The 16,354-nt window shown below is 68.8% G+C and carries 16 protein-coding genes; 9 read left to right on the top strand and 7 right to left on the bottom strand.

Annotated features, from left to right (window positions below):
* Positions 1-227 precede the first annotated feature (227 nt).
* From ACFQ4H_RS02295 to ACFQ4H_RS02285, 3 genes are read left to right on the top strand one after another with little or no spacing between them, the layout of a single operon-like run.
* Positions 228-431 (top strand): hypothetical protein, encoded by a 204-nt coding sequence (locus tag ACFQ4H_RS02295; RefSeq protein WP_377566370.1) that lies wholly within the window; start codon positions 228-230, stop codon positions 429-431.
* A 2-nt stretch (positions 432-433) separates the two neighbouring features.
* Positions 434-676 carry a hypothetical protein gene (locus ACFQ4H_RS02290; RefSeq protein WP_377566368.1) on the top strand — a complete coding sequence of 81 codons (243 nt, stop codon included), beginning with the start codon at positions 434-436 and terminating at the stop codon, positions 674-676.
* Positions 677-707: 31 nt separating this feature from the next.
* A complete protein-coding gene (locus ACFQ4H_RS02285; RefSeq protein WP_377566366.1) occupies positions 708-1,562 on the top strand; it encodes a helix-turn-helix domain-containing protein in 855 nt (284 codons plus the stop codon).
* Positions 1,563-1,648: 86 nt separating this feature from the next.
* Here the strand turns inward: ACFQ4H_RS02285 and ACFQ4H_RS02280 are convergent, their stop codons facing one another.
* Entirely contained in the window at positions 1,649-2,275 is a 627-nt protein-coding gene (locus ACFQ4H_RS02280; RefSeq protein WP_377566364.1) for an NADPH-dependent F420 reductase, read from the bottom strand.
* A 151-nt stretch (positions 2,276-2,426) separates the two neighbouring features.
* Here ACFQ4H_RS02280 and ACFQ4H_RS02275 point away from each other — a divergent pair, with 151 nt between their 5' ends.
* The 3 genes from ACFQ4H_RS02275 to ACFQ4H_RS02265 are packed head-to-tail and all read left to right on the top strand — an operon-like array spanning position 2,427 to position 4,402.
* The gene (locus tag ACFQ4H_RS02275; protein WP_377566362.1) at positions 2,427-2,687 is read left to right on the top strand and encodes a hypothetical protein; all 261 of its coding nucleotides are present in this window, start codon (positions 2,427-2,429) and stop codon (positions 2,685-2,687) included.
* A gap of 7 nt (positions 2,688-2,694) precedes the next feature.
* Positions 2,695-3,210 (top strand): SigE family RNA polymerase sigma factor, encoded by a 516-nt coding sequence (locus tag ACFQ4H_RS02270; protein WP_377566360.1) that lies wholly within the window; start codon positions 2,695-2,697, stop codon positions 3,208-3,210.
* Positions 3,211-3,220: 10 nt separating this feature from the next.
* Positions 3,221-4,402, top strand: coding sequence for a hypothetical protein (locus tag ACFQ4H_RS02265; protein WP_377566358.1), 1,182 nt, complete (start codon positions 3,221-3,223; stop codon positions 4,400-4,402).
* Positions 4,403-4,510: 108 nt separating this feature from the next.
* Here the strand turns inward: ACFQ4H_RS02265 and ACFQ4H_RS02260 are convergent, their stop codons facing one another.
* Complete coding sequence (locus ACFQ4H_RS02260; protein ID WP_377566356.1) at positions 4,511-5,695, bottom strand: serine hydrolase domain-containing protein; 1,185 nt, start codon at positions 5,693-5,695, stop codon at positions 4,511-4,513.
* Between the two features lie 226 nt (positions 5,696-5,921).
* Entirely contained in the window at positions 5,922-6,608 is a 687-nt protein-coding gene (locus tag ACFQ4H_RS02255; RefSeq protein ID WP_377566354.1) for a dienelactone hydrolase family protein, read from the bottom strand.
* Between the two features lie 237 nt (positions 6,609-6,845).
* On the opposite strand from ACFQ4H_RS02255, the gene ACFQ4H_RS02250 reads away from it, so the two are divergent.
* Together ACFQ4H_RS02250 and ACFQ4H_RS02245 are read left to right on the top strand one after the other, a co-directional pair.
* Positions 6,846-7,037, top strand: a complete 192-nt coding sequence (locus ACFQ4H_RS02250; protein ID WP_377566352.1) for a hypothetical protein — start codon at positions 6,846-6,848, stop codon at positions 7,035-7,037.
* 207 nt (positions 7,038-7,244) lie between these two features.
* Positions 7,245-8,267 carry a coiled-coil domain-containing protein gene (locus ACFQ4H_RS02245; RefSeq protein WP_377566350.1) on the top strand — a complete coding sequence of 341 codons (1,023 nt, stop codon included), beginning with the start codon at positions 7,245-7,247 and terminating at the stop codon, positions 8,265-8,267.
* Between the two features lie 72 nt (positions 8,268-8,339).
* Here ACFQ4H_RS02245 and ACFQ4H_RS02240 read toward each other — a convergent pair whose 3' ends face one another.
* Entirely contained in the window at positions 8,340-10,721 is a 2,382-nt protein-coding gene (locus ACFQ4H_RS02240) for a glycoside hydrolase family 65 protein (protein WP_377566348.1), read from the bottom strand.
* Between the two features lie 71 nt (positions 10,722-10,792).
* Positions 10,793-11,539 (bottom strand): HAD family hydrolase, encoded by a 747-nt coding sequence (locus ACFQ4H_RS02235; protein WP_377566346.1) that lies wholly within the window; start codon positions 11,537-11,539, stop codon positions 10,793-10,795.
* Between the two features lie 164 nt (positions 11,540-11,703).
* On the opposite strand from ACFQ4H_RS02235, the gene ACFQ4H_RS02230 reads away from it, so the two are divergent.
* On the top strand, positions 11,704-13,530 hold the full coding sequence (locus ACFQ4H_RS02230; protein WP_377566344.1) for a serine hydrolase domain-containing protein: 1,827 nt from the start codon (positions 11,704-11,706) through the stop codon (positions 13,528-13,530).
* 163 nt (positions 13,531-13,693) lie between these two features.
* Here ACFQ4H_RS02230 and ACFQ4H_RS02225 read toward each other — a convergent pair whose 3' ends face one another.
* Both ACFQ4H_RS02225 and ACFQ4H_RS02220 read right to left on the bottom strand, forming a co-directional pair.
* Complete coding sequence (locus ACFQ4H_RS02225) at positions 13,694-14,806, bottom strand: hypothetical protein (protein ID WP_377566342.1); 1,113 nt, start codon at positions 14,804-14,806, stop codon at positions 13,694-13,696.
* 92 nt (positions 14,807-14,898) lie between these two features.
* On the bottom strand, positions 14,899-16,203 hold the full coding sequence (locus tag ACFQ4H_RS02220; protein WP_377566340.1) for an ABC transporter ATP-binding protein: 1,305 nt from the start codon (positions 16,201-16,203) through the stop codon (positions 14,899-14,901).
* Positions 16,204-16,354: the final 151 nt, after the last annotated feature.

Raw genomic sequence — 16,354 nt, 5'->3', positions numbered from 1 at the left:
ACGCACCGCGCCGGACGGCCACCGACAGCCGCCCGAAATTGATCATGGCTACCAACATAGATCACGCATGGAATGTGAAACAGATTAGGAATAGCGGCGACACGATTCGCTTTATGCCCGTGTCTTGCGGTTGCTTGCACCACGCAATCGCCAATGCGCTGCATAATGCAACACAGGTCGCCAGGCATTGGGCCAAAAGCGACATCCGAGAAGTGAAAGGTGGAGCCATGAAGCTCACCTTCGTCCGTAAGACAGCGTTGTCTCAGGTCAACAACTGCCCGTCGCTCTACCGTACGGATCGTGACACATTCGTCGTGCAGGGATGGCGTGTGTCGGACCCGGAGGCGCTGGCCCAGCTCGACATCCCCTCGCACGAAACTGTGGTCGAGGTCCCGACCGACGTCCTGATCGAGATCGCAAAGTCGCTGTAACAATGGCTGATCGGCTCACCGATCAGGAGTGCGAGCAACTGTTTGCGTCGTACCGGCACACCTCTTTCCAGCTCGAATCCGGCGGCGGACGCCACCGAAAGCGGGAAACCGTGCGCCATGTCCTGGCCGGTGAGCCGATCAACCTGCTCCTGGATACTGTGGAGCCGGCCGTTGGCAACAGGTTCAGCCAGAGAGGTTCAGCCAATTGGGGTACAGAAATCGATGTCTATTGGGATGTACCGTGACGCCTAGCTGACGGCGGCCTAGGAGCAGGCGATGTCCGGGAATCAAACCAGCGGGGGTCGAGCAGCACTCGGGGCCAGGCTACGGGCGCTGCGTGCCCGCGAAGGCATGTCCGGCGTGTCGTTGGCCGCCGAGTTACGCTGGGTCCAGTCCAAGGTGTCCCGCATCGAAACCGGCCGACAGGTCCCCACCGACCTGGACATCCGGGCCTGGGGCGCGGCGACGAACACCGACGACTCCACCGTCGACGAACTGCTGGACCAGCTCCGGATCCTCCGTACGGCACACGTACCCTGGCGTCGGCGGGCCAGCGACCCGGTCCGTACCGGCGCGGCACCCTCCATGCTGGAGCTGGCAGCCGACGCGACGCTGGTCAGGAACTTCGAGGTCGGCGTGGTGCCCGGACTGCTACAGACCGCCGACTACGCCCGGGTACGCCTCGCCGAGGACGTCGGGTCGGACCGGATCCCCGACGAGGCCCTGGAGGACAACCTCCTCCGCCGCCTACAGCGGCAGCAGGTGCTCTACGACTCGACCAAGCGGTTCCAGTTCGTGGTGACCGAGTCCGTCCTACGGATGCTGCTCTGTCCGGTCGAGGTGATGCGGGGCCAACTCGACCGCCTGGCCACCCTCATCGGTATGGGAAACGTGGACCTGGGCGTCATTCCCACCGGTGCGTTGATGCCGGTCGCCCCGTTGCACGGTTTCGTGATGTTCGATGACTCGATCACCATCGCCACCTGGGCTGAGGAGCAGCTGCTCCAGACGCCCGCCGACGCCAACCGGTTCCGGGGCATCTTCAACCGACTCAGCGGGATCGCGCGGCACGGCGAAGGGGCGCGTCAGATCATCCTCGACGCGCTCACCCACCTGCGCGCGCCGGCCTGATCCGGCAGGAGCCTGGGACCCGGTAGCACCCACTCCACCGGTGGCCGGGACGGTCCACGGTACCCCGGTGCAAGACCCGCCTCTGCTCAGTGGCGGATGCGGCTCCGCAGCTCGTCACCGCTCAGGTCGGCGCCGTAGATCGGCGAACCGGGCTGCTGGCGGCGGCCACCGTCGGCCAGCGTACCGGTGTCGACCGGTTCGAATCCGAGCTGCTCGACGAGGTCCTGCACCGTACGTTTCGCCTGGTCGTCGTCGCCCGAGACCGGCAGCGCATAGCGGAACTGGGCCGAGGACTGGCGACCGTAGTCGCGTAGATGCTCCCAGTACATGGTGTTGAAGGCCTTGACCAGGTGAGCCCCGGCCAGGTGGGCCTGGACCAGCTCGCTGGAGGTGGTACTGCCCTGGTCGAGGTCCGGGTAGTGCCCGTCCCGCTCCGGGTAGTAGTTCGTGGTGTCGACGACCGTCTTGTCGGCCAGCCCTCCGGTGGGCAACTCGGGATAGCGCCCGAACGGCACGGAGGTGACGACCACGTCGCCGAACTCGGCAGCCTCTGCGGCGGTGCCGGCACTGACCTCACCACTGATCCGGTCGACCAACCCGTGCAGGGTCTGCGGGCCCCGTGAGTTGGCGACCATGACCTCGTGGCCGTGCTTAGCCAGCAACTGGGCCAGGGTGCCGCCGACATGGCCGGCGCCGATGATGCCGATCCGCATGGGTCCGCCTACCCGGTCCTCCGTACGGCAAACCGCACGCCGAGCGGATCACGCGATCCGCTCCGGTCAGAATTCCATCGACGCACCGGGCAACGCGACCCGGTCCCGACATCGACCCTCTCTCGAACGCCCCTTCGGTAGGGAGAGATGGATGACGAGAGGAAGACGGACGGTCCGGTGCGGGTCGGTTCCCACGCTGGCACTGTCCCTGGCGATGGGCGGTACCGTGCCGGCGGCTGCCACCCCCCAGGCGGGCGACGACCCGAGGGTCCTCCGCCTGGCGGCGGGCGCAGTTCCCGGCGGGCGGACCGTGACATGGCTGACCGGCGACCGCGTACGTGCACGGGTACGGGTACGCATCGGCAGCTTCTCCGTGGAGCCCGGCCCGGATGCGTACCGACTGAAGGGATGACCCACGGATGCTGTTCCGAAAGAGCGACAAGGTAGCGGCTGACGAGGAGTACACCGAGTACGTCCGCACCACGATGGACCGCTGGCGTCGGGTGGCGTACCTGCTGACCGGTGACTGGGACCGGGGGGACGACGTCCTACAGCAGGTGCTGACCGAGCTTTATCGCAAGTGGAGCCGAGCGCGGCAGGCGGACAGCGTCGACGCACTCGTCCGCACCATGCTGGTGCGTCGATTCATCGACGGGCGGCGGCTCGGGTGGGCCCGGGTCCGGCTCGGCACCGACTTACCGGAGCGGGTCGCGGCGACTGAGCCGGATCCCACCGACCGGCTGGACCTGGTGGCCGCACTGCGGAAGGTGGCCCCCCGGCAACGCGCGGTCCTGGTACTGCGCTACTTCCACGATCTGTCGGTCGAGGAAACGGCTAGGACGTTGAACTGCTCACCCGGCACGGTCAAGAGCCAGACCCTGAAAGGCCTGGAAAAACTGCGCCGCCTACTTCCTTCACCGGTCAACGCGCGCTGAGGAGCCAGACATGATCGAAGAAGACAGGGACATCGCGCGTCTCATGCACGTCGACATCGAGGCGATCGAGGCACCTCGCTCAAAGTTCCTGGACGTGGACCGGGCGATGCGTACCGGCCGCCGCCAACGCTGGTACGGCCCTACCGCCGGTGCCGCCGCGCTGGTTGCCGCCCTCGCCGTCGGCGGGGCCGTCGTACCCGGTCAGTTCGGGAACGAACCCGCCAGAGATGGCGGCCCGAACATGCTCGTGGTGGGTAGCTACACGGTGCTGGCTGCGGAGTCGTCCGGGTTGGCCACCCTGCCCGAGGCCCCGGCCGTGATCGACCCGATGGGGCTGTACCTCAAGTTCGGGTGGTTGCCCGACGGCTACGACCACCGGCAATACCAGGCGGGGTTCGTTCCCGGCCGGACCGGCTCGGTCGCCTACCTGTCGGCGGATCAGGACCGGGATGCCAACTCCACCAGGGGGAACTTCTCGGTCACCCTCTATCCCAGGGGGGTGACCCCGGATGCGCCCCAGCGTGACGACGCTAGCCGCGGCATCGAACTCGATGCCACCGCCGCCAGGTCGGTGAACGACAACGCCGCCTCGTGGATCACCTACAGCGGAGGCGAGGGGCAGGAAACGTTCCTACGCTGGCGGTACGCTCCCGACGGCTGGGCCCAACTCCGCTTCATGGGCAGCGACCCGAGTCTGGACGTCAAGGCCACCGCACGCCGGATCGCCAGTTCGATGAAGCTGAGCAGCAGCGAGCAGGTCCCGCTGCCAGTCCAGGCGGCCTCGTTGCCGGCCGGTCTCAAGCCGATCAACGTCAACCTCTCCGACTCCGTACGGACCCCCCGCTCCTGGCATGTCTCCGTCACGCTGAGCCCGACGATCGACCCGGCGCGGGCGTTCACGAACACGGTCGACGTCAGCGTCTCCCCGTACAAGGAGGAACAGGATCGGAGCGACAGGGAGAGGATGGCTCCGGCACCGAACACGGCCGTCGACGGGCAGCCGGCCTACCTGTTCCCCCTCCAGGGTCCCGCCACGACCGTTCGGATCGGCAAGAGCGGAGGCGTTCTGGTCGAAGTGACCACTGACGACTCGATGCTCGGACAGCTCGGGCCGGACGGGGCGCTGACCGCGTACCGGAATCTGAAGTTGGTCGAAGATCCGGCGAACTGGTCCAGCCATCTGAAGAACTGAACCGATTGACAAACACGGTGATGGCCCGCCGGGTGACACCGGCGGGCCATCACACCCCCTACCCCCTGGTACGTCTCAGCAGCGCTTCACCGCGCAGGTCGGGAAAGTTCAGGAGAACGTCGCGCCGATGATCCGTTGCGCGGCGGCGGGCATCTCACCACCCATGTGGATCGTGTTGACCGAGTAGACCAGGCGCCGGGACAGGTCCCGGGTCGCGCCCATTCCGTTGTTGTAGCCCGGCCGGTCGCCGCTCTTGCCCCACAGCGTCAACGGGCCGAGTGGGATCCGGCTGAGCCCGAAGCTGTGCGCGGCCGGCTGGTCGTTGGTCGGGTCGTCGTCACCGTCGTACAGCGGCACGTCCGGAACGGTGAACATCAGTTCCAACTGCGGCGCTGGCACCAACCGGCCCTCGAAGAGCGCGACCAGGAACCGGTCGAGGTCCGCCGCCGTGGAGACGATCGAGGCGGCCGACCACTGCAACGACGGGTTCGCCTCGGTGATGTCCACCCAGCGGGTGCCCTCGGCAGTCTCCACCGCCTCGTACCCCCGGGCGTGCGGGCCGTGGATCTTCGGGTCGGCACCCGGAGCGGTGGTGCCGGTCAGGCGCAGCGGGCGGATGATGCGGTTGGTGACCTCCCGCTCCCACGTGTTCCCGGTGACCTTCTCGATCAGCAGACCGGCCAGCCAGTAGTCGGCGTTGCCGTACCGCTGCTTCGTGCCGGGTTCGAACGCCAGCGGCCGGGTCAGGTCGAGCTGGCTACCCGGCGCCCAGTGGTCGTAGCGGTGCACGAAGAACCAGGCCGGGTCCTTGTGCGGTACGCCGACACCGTTGATCCCACTGGTGTAGTTCAGGACGTGCCGTACCTTGATCACCGGATAGTCGGCCGGCAGGAACCCGGGCAGGTAGTGCTGCACCGACTGGTCGAGGTCGAGTTGCCCCTCGGCGACCAGTTGCAGGGCGACGACGGCGGTGAAGACCTTCGTCATCGAGCCGATCCGGAACCGCCCGTCCTGCGGTACCGGCCGTCCGGTACGCAGGTCCGCCACCCCGGAGGTGCCCTGCCAGCAGCCGGCCGAGCCGCGTACCTGCACCAACGCGCCGGTGACCTCGTCGTCGGGCAGGTTGTCGATCGCCCCGGACAGCTTCGCTGCGGACAGTGGAGGCAGGCTGGTCGGCGCGGACGGGGTGGTCGAGCAGCGGGCTCTCGGCTCGGCCGCCGCTGGCGCGGCGAGGGAGAGGGTGGCGACCGTGGTCGCGGCCAGTACGGCGAGGGTACGGCGGGGCGTTTTCATGATCTTCAGCCTGCCGGGCGTCGCCCCGCCGGACATCCGGGAATCCGCCCGTTCCTACCCTGATCATCCTCCCGGGATCGCCCTGAGTGGACACCGTAGGCCGTGGCACCGTCAGCCATGGGCGTGACGCCCGTCAGCCATGGGCGTGACACCCGTCAGCCATGGGCCTGGACACCGTCAGCCGGGTCCGTGGCCGTCACCGCCGGCCCCGGCCGTCACGGGGGGTCTACCGACGGGACGGCGGACCGGGTGGGAGGTGTTCGGCGAACCAGCCTGCGGCCTCGTCGGCCACCTGCTCCAGCTTTCCCGGTTCCTCGAACAGGTGCGTCGCGCCCGGCACCACATGCAGTTCCGCGACGCCACCCAGCGCCTCGCAGGCCCGCTCGTTGAGTTCCAGTACCTGCTCGTCCCAGCCACCGACCAGCAACAGGGTCGCGGCTCGTACCTCGGGAAGGTCCGGACCGGCCAGGTCCGGACGTCCGCCCCGGGACACCACGGCCGGTACGTCGTCGGGACGGGCGGCAGCGGCCACCAGGGCGGCAGCCGCGCCGGTGCTGGCCCCGAAGAGTCCGATCGGCAGCGGTGCCATCTCCTGTCCGGACCGGAGCCAGTCGACGATCCCGACGAGACGATCGGAGAGCAGTCCGATGTCGAAACGAAGCTCGGCCGTCTGCTCGTCCAGCAGTTCCTCCTCCGGTGTCAGGAGGTCGACCAGCACGGTACCCAGGGCGTTCTGGTTGAGTTTCTCGGCCACCGCTACGTTGCGGGGGCTGTGCCGGGAACTGCCGCTCCCGTGGGCGAACAGCACGGTTCCCTCCGCCATCGCCGGTGTCGTCAGGTCCGCCGGTAGCCGTACCCCGGCGGTCGGAATCATGGTCTCGGTCGAAACCGTCTCGGTCGAACCAGCACCCATTTTCAGCACCCCCGCATCCGCCGGCCTGGAAAACGTGCTTCTTCCTGCTTGCGGGCGGACTACCCGTTGGCACCGGAGCCAGTCCTGCCGGGCGGGCCGCGCCTACGACGCCCGCCGGGTTTGGCCACCGCCCGCGACGGGAAGCCGGGCAGGACCGTACGGAGGAGACGATCGGCACCCGGGGGACGCGGGGCCGACGCGTCCGGCCGTACCCGTCGATGATCGTGAGGGACGCCGATGGCCAGCAAGAAGTCCAACCGAGCCGACTCGACCACGACCCGCACCAAGCCGGAGAAGGATCCGGTCCAGGAACGTGCCGAGCGGCAGGACTGGGCCGACGAGGCCGCCCAGGCCCGTACGGCGGACGATCCACGGGCGGTGGCCCCTCGGGATCGGTCCGGCACCCCGTCCCAGGGTGAGCCGCTCTGACCTCCGACTCTCTTCCGGACCACTCATTCCTCTTCATTTCCCAGCGCTCAGCGTAACCGGTCCGATACTCTGACCTGCGGTCGTCGCCCGTGGGCGTCTTCTCGCCCAGCAGCGGTGGCTGCCGTCCGGTCCTTCCTGCGAGGGCGACCTCGGCGAGGGCGAGCAGGGGCACCTGGCCCTGCCGGGCGGCCGACGGGAGGACCACGTATGGCGTTACGCGAACGTCTCCGGTTCCCGCTGGCCCGGGCGCTGTTCTGTGCCGCGATCCTGCTGGCCGGCGTCACGCTGGCTCCCGGGACCGGGTCGGCCGCGCCGACACCCGGCGACGAGGGCGGCAGCCCCATGTTGCGTGACGTGCTCGAATCGACCGGGCGCGGCTACGTGGAGGCGAAGAACCTGGTGGCGAGGTCGAAACAGCGCCAGGAACGACTGGCCGCCGAACTACGGATGATCGAACAGCGCATTACCGACCTGGGGCCGGAGGCGGCCCGGATCGCCGCCAACGCCTACCGCATCGGCCGCCTCGCACCGGTGGCGGTGCTGGTGAGCAGCGGATCACCGGACATCTACCTGAGGCGGGCCGAAACCCTGGACCAACTGGCGATACGGGACAACAGTCGCCTGCACGAACTCAGTCTCGCCCACGCCCGGGCCACCCAGGCGAAGGCCGCGATCGACGCCGAACTCGCTGAGGAACAGAAGCAGTTCCAGATCATGATGAAGCGCCGGCAGGAAGCCGAACGCGCGTTCGCCCTCGTCGGCGGCAGGACCACCGGCGGCTGGGTGAGCGCCACCTCACCGGTGGCCCGACCGGCACCACGCGGCCGGGACGGCTCCTGGCCCCGGCAGTCGTGCAGCCAGAACGACCCGACCACCTCCGGTTGCATCACACCCCGGATGCTGCATGCGTTGCAGGAAGCCCAGCGGGTCGGCTTCACCCGGTACGTCGCCTGCTTCCGGCCGAGTGGCCCGTACGAGCACCCCAAGGGCCGGGCCTGCGACTTCTCCATGCAGCAACGCGGCTTCGGCGGCGACGCCACGGGAGCGGACAAGATCTACGGCAACAACCTCGCCGCGTTCCTGGTCCGCAACGCGGACCAACTCGGCATCCTGTACGTCATCTGGTATCGGCAGGTCTGGTTCCCCGCCACCGGTTGGAAGTCGTACAGCGGGGCGAACGGCGACCCGTCCAGCGACCACACCAACCACGTGCACCTGTCGATGCTCTGACCGGGGCGTCGCCGTCCCTCACCACACCGTGCGGTCAGCCGGCAGGACCGGCCGTGCTGGAGCCGGCCGTGCTCAGCTGCCCTGGGCTCCGGTCTCGGTGGCCCTGCGGGCCGGCGCCCGGCCGGGTGGCTGTTGCGGCTGCGGGCCGACCGGATGCGGCGGCGGCACCGGCAGCGTCACCGGCTTACCGGCGTCGACCCGTACGGTCTCCCCGTGGTGACGCAACTGGATGCTCACCCCGGCGTCACCGTCACGGATCGCGTACGTGGTCTCGTTGCGTCGTACGTCGACGTGTAGGCGGTGGCCGCGCCACCGGAGCGAGAACTCCAGACGGTCAAGCCGGCTCGGCAGTTGGGGCGCGAACGAGAGGGTGCCGTCGTGGTCACGTAGCCCGCCGAAGCCCGCCACCAGCGCGATCCAGGCCCCCGCCAACGACGCCACGTGCACCCCGTCCCGGGTGTTCTGGTTGAGGTCGTGCAGATCCATCAACGCCGCCTCGCCCAGATAGTCGTGGGCGAGTTCGAGGAATCCCACCTCGGCGGCGAGCACGGCCTGCGTACAGGCGGACAGGGAGGAGTCCCGTACCGTCCGTCGCTCGTAGTACGCGAAGTTACGGGCCTTCTCCTCGGGGGTGAAGTAGTCCCCGCGCCAGTGCATCGCCAGCACCAGGTCGGCCTGCTTGACCACCTGCTTGCGGTACAGGTCGACGTACGGGTAGTTGAGCAGCAGCGGGTACTTGTCCTGCGGGGTGTTGGCGAAGTCCCACTCCTGTAGCCGGGTGAACCCCTCCACCTGTGGATGCACACCCAGGTCCTCGTCGTACGGGATGTACATGTCGCGGGCGGCGTCGCGCCACGCGGCCATCTCCTCCTCGTCGACCCCCAGTCGCCACGCCTCCTCGCGGTACTTGGTGGCGGCGTCGGCAGCCGCCTCGAGGTTCCGCTGGGCCATCAGGTTGGTGTAGACGTTGTCGTCCTTGACGGCGGTGTACTCGTCCGGCCCGGTCAGCCCGTCCAGGTGGAACCGCCCGTTCCGGTCGTGGTGCCCGAGCGAGTGCCACAACCGGGCGGTCTCCACCAGCAGATCCAGGCCCACCTCACGCTCGAAGGTCTGGTCCCCGCTGACCATCACGTAGCGCCGTACCGCGTCGGCGATGTCGGCGGCGATGTGGAAGCCGGCCGTGCCCGCCGGCCAGTACGCCGAACACTCCTGTCCCTGGATCGTCCGCCACGGGAAGGCGGCACCGCGCAGGTCGAGCGTCCGTGCCCGGTCCTGGGCCAGGTCGAGGGTGGAGTGGCGCCAGCGCAGGGCGGGCGCGACGGCCGACGGGTTGGTGTAGGTGAGCACCGGAAGCACGAAGGACTCGGTGTCCCAGAAGATGTGGCCGTCGTAGCCCGGGCCGGTCAGCCCCTTGGCCGCGATCGGCCGCGCCTCGGCGCGGGCACCCGCCTGGAGCACGTGGAACAGGCCGAACCGGACCGCCTGCTGCACCTCCGGATCACCTTCGAGCCGGACGTCGGAGTTGTCCCAGAACTCGTCCAGGTACTCCCGCTGCTCGACCAGGAGTCCATCCCAGCCGGAAAGCTGGGCGCCGGCCAACGCGCCGCTGACCTGGTCACGCAGCGCCGGCAACGACCGGCTACTGGACCAGCCGTACGCCATCAGCTTGGTCACCCGCAGCCGCTCGCCCGGTTTCAGCTCGCAGGCGACGCTGGTCCGCGCCCAGTCCTCGTACGCCTCGGTGCCGATCCGGGTCCGTTCCGGCCCTTCGACATCGTGGGTCATCGCCACGGCCACCCGTAGCCCGCTGGCCTTGGTGCGGTGGATGAGGAGGCCACCGGCGTCCTGGACCAGGCGTTCCTCGGCCTGTAGCGGCTGCTCCAGCACCGCCGCCACCCGGGGGTCCCCACCGTGCTTCGGCAGTTCCTCGTTGGCGACCAGTTCGGACTGGATGATCAGGCGCAGCGGTACGTCGAGGGGCTCCACCTCGTAGCTGATCGCGGCGATGGCCCGCTGCCGGAAGGACACCATCCGGGTGCTCTGGATCCGTACGCCCCGGCCGTCCGGGGAACGCCACTGTGCCGACCGGTGCAGGACGCCGGCCCGCAGGTCGAGCTGCCGTTCGTGGGAGATCAGGTCGCCGTATCGCACGTCGAACGGCTCGTCGTCGACGATCAGGCGGATGATCTTGCCGTTGGTGACGTTGACGATGGTCTGGCCCGACTCGGGGAACCCGTAGCCGGCCTCGGCGTACGGCAACGGTCGCAGCTCGAAGAACGAGTTGAGATAGGTGCCGGGCAGACCATGTGGATCACCCTCGTCGAGATTGCCACGCAGGCCGACGTGGCCGTTGGACAGGGCGAACACCGACTCCGACTGAGCCAACACGTCGAGGTCGAGCCGGGTCTCCCGGACGCACCACGGCTCGACCGGGTACGCGCGTTCCCGGATCACCGGGACACCGTCGAGTCACTCACTGCCTTTTCCCTCTTCGTTCGCGACCGCAGGGCCGACACGCTCACGGTCTACCCCTTCGTCACTAGTAGTTCTGCCAGGTCACGCACGACGACGTCGGCCCCATGGGCCAACAACTCGTCCGCCTGACCGACCCGGTCCACGCCGACGACGTAACCGAACCCACCGGCCCGGCCCGCCTCGACGCCGGCGATGGCATCCTCGAACACGACGGCCCGGTCGGGCTCCACTCCGAACAACTGGGCAGCGGCCAGGAACGTGTCGGGGTGTGGCTTGCCTCGTAGTCCGCGTTCCCGCGCGACCACCCCGTCGATCCGTACCTCCAGCAGATCTTCGAGCCCGGCGGCGGCGACTACCGCGGCACAGTTGGCGCTGGCCGACACCACCGCCCGGCGCAGTCCGGCCCGCTGCGCCTCACGCAGATACACCACCGAACCCTCGTAGACCTGAACCCCGTTCTGGTCCAGCAGTCGAAGCAGGACGACGTTCTTACGGTTGCCGAGGCCGTGGACGGTGTCGACGTCCGGCGGGTCGTCCGGCGTGCCCTCGGGCAGTTCGATGTCGCGCGAGGCCAGGAACGACCGGACCCCGTCGGCCCGGGCCCGGCCGTCCACGTACCGGTGGTAGTCCGGTCCCGGGTCGAAGGGGCGGAACAGTTCGCCGGTGATCGCTGCCCGGTCCATCAGGAAGGCGTCGAAGGTCTGTGCCCAGGCCGCGTTGTGCACCAGGGCGGTCTGGGTCAGCACTCCATCCAGGTCGAAGAGACACGCGGTCACCTGATCGGGTAGGCCCAACATCACCTCAACCTATCCAGGGCGCCCCTCAGGCAAACGGCATTTCGCCGATTGTCGACAGCGGGTTGCCCCGAGCAGGCGAAACCCGACCGGTAGGGCCAACCCTCCCATGCACTCTCCGGTCTACCGGATCGCCTGTCGCAAGGTGCAGAAATAGCGTTGGCGACATGTTCCGACGCCTACTGGCGGCATCCCTGACAGCCCTGGTCGCAGCGATGCTCCTCGACGCCCCGGCCCGCGCCGACGACCCGACCTCAGCCGTCACCGCCGTATCGGACGAGGTGATCACCCGACAGCTGGATGACTACGACATACCGGGCGCCGCGGTGGTCGTCGTCGCCGGTGGCCGGCAACTCTTCGCCAAGGGGTACGGTGTCGCCGACCTCGCCACCCGGACCCCGGTCACGCCCGACACCGGCTTCTTCATGGGCTCGGTCGCCAAGCTGTTCACCGCCGAGGCGGTCAACCAGCTCGCCACCCAGGGAAAGATCGATCTGCATGCCGACGTCAACCGGTACCTCACCGGCTTCCGGATCAGGGACACCCATCCCGGTCACCCGATCACCACGCACCATCTGCTGACCCACACGGCGGGGTTCTCCGACACCGCACTCGGCGTCGCGGTCGCCCACCCTGCCGAGGTGGAACCGCTCGGCACCTGGCTCCGCAGACATCAACCGCCCCGGGTCCGCCCGCCCGGGACCCTCGCGTCGTACGACAACTACGGCTTCGCCCTCGCCGGCCACCTCGTCGAGACGGTCTCCGGACAGTCCTTCCCCGACTACGTCGACCAGCACATCCTTCGACCACTCGGCATGACCAGCACCTCCTTCGCTCAACCATCCCCCGCTCCGGTGGCGGCGAAGCTGGCCCGGGGCTACCGCGCCGATGGTGTCGAGGCCCGTGGCCAGTACGGAGCGATGGCGCCTACCGGTGCCGGTGCGGTAACGACGGCGACTGACATGGGCAGGTTCATGCTGGCCCAACTGCGGCCCGGTAACCCGCTCACGGCCGAGCGGTTCACCCACGATCCGCGACTGCCCGGCATCGGCTACGCCTACGAGCACCACGTGCGCTCCGGCCAGCGGGTGGTGGCCAAGGACGGTGACGTGCCCGGCTACCACGACAACCTCGTACTGTTGCCGGACGCCGGAATCGGGATCTACGTCGCCTACGACGGCGACGGCAGCGACGGCTCGGCCACCTTCGCCGGACACGATCTGGCCAACCGGATCATCGACCGGCTCTACCCGAACCAGGCTGCGGTGCCGACCACGGCCGGCACCGGTCTCGACGCCTTCACCGGCACCTACCGCACCACCCGCTACAGCCACCGGGACTTCACGAAGTTCGCCACGTTGACCTCGGCGGTGACGGTGGGTGTCGCCGACGGTGGGCTGACCACGACCGGCCTGTCCGACGACCCGAACAACCCCACCCAACGCTGGCGGCAGATCTCACCGGGCCTCTTCACCGACGGTACGCAGAAGATCCTGTTCCGGGACGGGCTCCTGTTCAGTACCGTCAGCCCGAGCGTGGCGTACGAGAAACTCCCGTGGTACGCCACACCGACGCTGCACCTGGTGGTGGCCATGGTCGCCCTGCTGGCGCTGCTGGTCGGGCTGTTCTGGTGGCCGATCGCCGCGGTGCGCCGCCGTCGGGCGGTATCGAGCGCCGCCGCCCGACTGACCACCCTGACCGGCTGGCTGACCGCCGCTTCGTTCCTGGGGTTCACCGTGCTGCTGGCCGTGGTCCTCGGTGACGGCGCCGCGCTCAACGACCACATCTTCCTCGACGACTCGGTGCCGTTGACGGTGGCGCTGGTGCTGTTCCTGGTCGCGGCGGTCACCACCTTCGGCATGCTCACCGGGACGATCGTCGCCTGGGTACGCCGCTGGTGGAGCCGGGCCGGTCGCATCGGATACACGGCCACCGCCGCCGCTGCGGTCTCGCTCCTCGCCGTCGGGGCGACCTACAACCTGATCGTCTGGTAGCCGTGCCGCCGGTGGGCGGAACCGTTCGGCCCCTTCCGTGTCGCGGAAGGGGCCGAGCCGGCCGGGTCAGCCGTGGTGATGCTGGTGGCTGCCGGCGGCACCGCCACCGGACGACCGGCCGGAGGTTGTGCGGGTGGCCATCCCCGGCCCGCCCGTCCGGTACTCAGAAGAGATCCCCCAGGGTGCGTACGATCTCGGCGTAGAAGTTGCCCTCGATGCTGCGGAACAGGGCGAAACCCTCGCCCGGGCTGCCGAAGAAGGGCCGCAGGGTCCAGGCCAGTTGGGTGCCGACGAAGCCGAAGAGCAGGATCCAGATGTAGAGCAGGGTCATGCTGGCTGGCCGCTCCGCACTGGGCTGCGGTGCGGGCCGGGGACCGAGCGTCCGGTTCCACGCATGGATCGGCTGGTGCCCCGGCGGCATACCGGGCCCGGGCACACCACCCGGCGGCATGCCACCCGGTCCGGGCATGCCACCCGGTCCGGGCATGCCCGGACCCGCCATCCCCACCGGCATGGGAACCGCTGGCGCAGCGGCGACGAGTACCGGCACCGGGGCACCCACGGCCGGGACACCGTTCGACGCCGGCGCAGCCGCTGGAGCAGCGGACTCGCCGGATGCCGGCGCGGGAGCGTCACCGTTCGCCGGGGTGGGCACCTCACCGTCGGCCGGCACCGCCTGCGCCGCCGCCGGGGCAGCTACCGGCGCCGGCTGGGCCGCTGCGACCGGCACCGCGACGGGCTGTGCGGCCGGAACGGATCGGGCCGACACCGGCGCCAACAGCCCGTGCGCGTTGAGCGCCTGCATGCCTCCGGTCAGGAACCGCAGGCCGACCGTGGCCGACAGGGTCAGGATCGCCACGTTGAGCAGCTTGAAGAAGGCGTAGTCCGGTGCGGTGATCAGGAAGAACAGGCTGATCGGCGCGAACGCCACGGCCAGCATGGCGGTGACCGTCACCGCCACCATCACCAGGGACAGCGCCTGGCGTACCGACAGCCGTGCCCCGAAGACCAGGTTGAACAGATAGAGCGTGGGCAGGCAGATGGCCAGCGTGATCAGGAACAGCAGGGGCAGCTTGACCGCCGAGGTGAGTGCCATCAGCACGCTGTGGAACGCACCGAGCACGGCACCGTAGCCGGCCAGGGCGATCGCGGAGCTGGCCAGCATCTGTCCGGTCAGCCGGTTGAGGTCACGCTCTTCGACGATCTGCTGCCAGATGCTCTGTCGATCGCGCAGGATGCGCTCTATGACGAGCAGACCAGGGCCGTTGGTCGACACGACGTGTCCCTTCTGGAGGGGATCCGCACCCGATCGTCTGTCCGAAATAGACGGAGTGCGGGCAGGCCGCTGACCCTAGTCCACGTCGATTGCTACCGCCACCCCACGTCGATACGGTTGCCGCGCTCGTCGAAGAAGTGCAGGGCGTCGAGGCGTACCGAGATGGCCATCGGGTGTCCGGCCGAGACGGCGGGATAGGGCGCGAGGCGTACGGCCAGTTCCGCCGGACGACGGCGGTGCCGACCGAGTTCGGTCAGCACGCCCGACTGCCCGCCGATGGTGTCCGCGTCGGCCGGCAGTACGCCGGCACGCCCGGCGAACCGCTGCATGACCTTGCCGAGCCGCCCCGACCGACGTCCCCGGTCGGACTCCCCGTCGGCCACCGGGGTTCCCATCTCGTCGACGACGATCGCGGTCGCCCCGATGTCGACGAAGGCCAGCGACTCGTGACCGTGGTGCTCGAGATAGCGGATACGTCCCTGTAGCACCGCCCCCGGCGTGTCCGGGGCGACCGGGGTCAGCGCCTCGGCCCGCATGCCGACCACGATCCGCTCACCGTGGTAGTGCGCGACGGCCCGCGACCGGATGTCGTCCCAGGGCAGATAGAGCGCCTGGTCACCGAGGTGCAGCGCCACGTACCGGTCGAGATGTACGTACACCGACGATTCCAACAGGTTCATCCGGGGACTGCCGAGGAACGCCGCGACGTACAGGGTCGCCGGCCGCCCGTACACCTGGGTGGGCGTGCCCACGTCCTGGAGGACGCCCTTCCGCATGATCGCCACGCGATCGGCCATGGTCAGCGCCTCTGCCTGGTCATGGGTCACGTAGATCGTGCTGACACCCAGCTCGCGGACCAGCGCGGAGATCTCGGCCCGCAGTTCGGCCCGCAGGCCACTGTCCAGATTGGACAATGGCTCGTCCATCAGGAACAGGCCGGGACGGCGGATGATCGCCCGTCCCATCGCCACCCGCTGGCGCTGGCCACCGGAGAGCTGGCTGGGCTTGCGGCCCAGTACGTCGCCGATACCCAGCGCGTTGGCCACGTCCGCGACCCGCTCGGTACGTTGCTCCTGCTCCATGCCGGACAGTCGCAGCGGAAATGCGATGTTGTCGCCCACCGTCATGTGTGGGTACAGCGCGAAGTCCTGGAAGACCATCGCGATCCGACGGTCCCGGGGCGGCAGGTCGTTGGCCAGCTCGTTGTCGAGCAGGATCGCCCCCCTGCTCGGCTGCTCCAACCCCGCCACCATCCGCAGGACCGTGGACTTCCCACATCCCGAAGGACCGAGCAACACCATGAACTCGCCGTCGTTGACGTCGAGACTTATGTTGTCGACCGCCACTGTCCCATCCGGGAAAACCTTCGTGACGTCTTTGAGCGCGACGGTACTCACCGTCACCTCCCCAGCTCGGTCGCGATCCAGGACATGACTGTGGCCAGGATCATCCACCTCGCACATCGGGTAAACGTTCCATGTTCAAACCGTGATTAGCCGGTAACGTGCCGGCAAGGGGGATGTGCTCCGACCAGTCAGCCCAATTGCC

This window comes from Micromonospora sonneratiae, from assembly GCF_042679305.1.
GTDB lineage: Bacteria > Actinomycetota > Actinomycetes > Mycobacteriales > Micromonosporaceae > Micromonospora_H > Micromonospora_H sonneratiae.
This window is presented reverse-complemented; position numbering and strand designations above follow the sequence as displayed.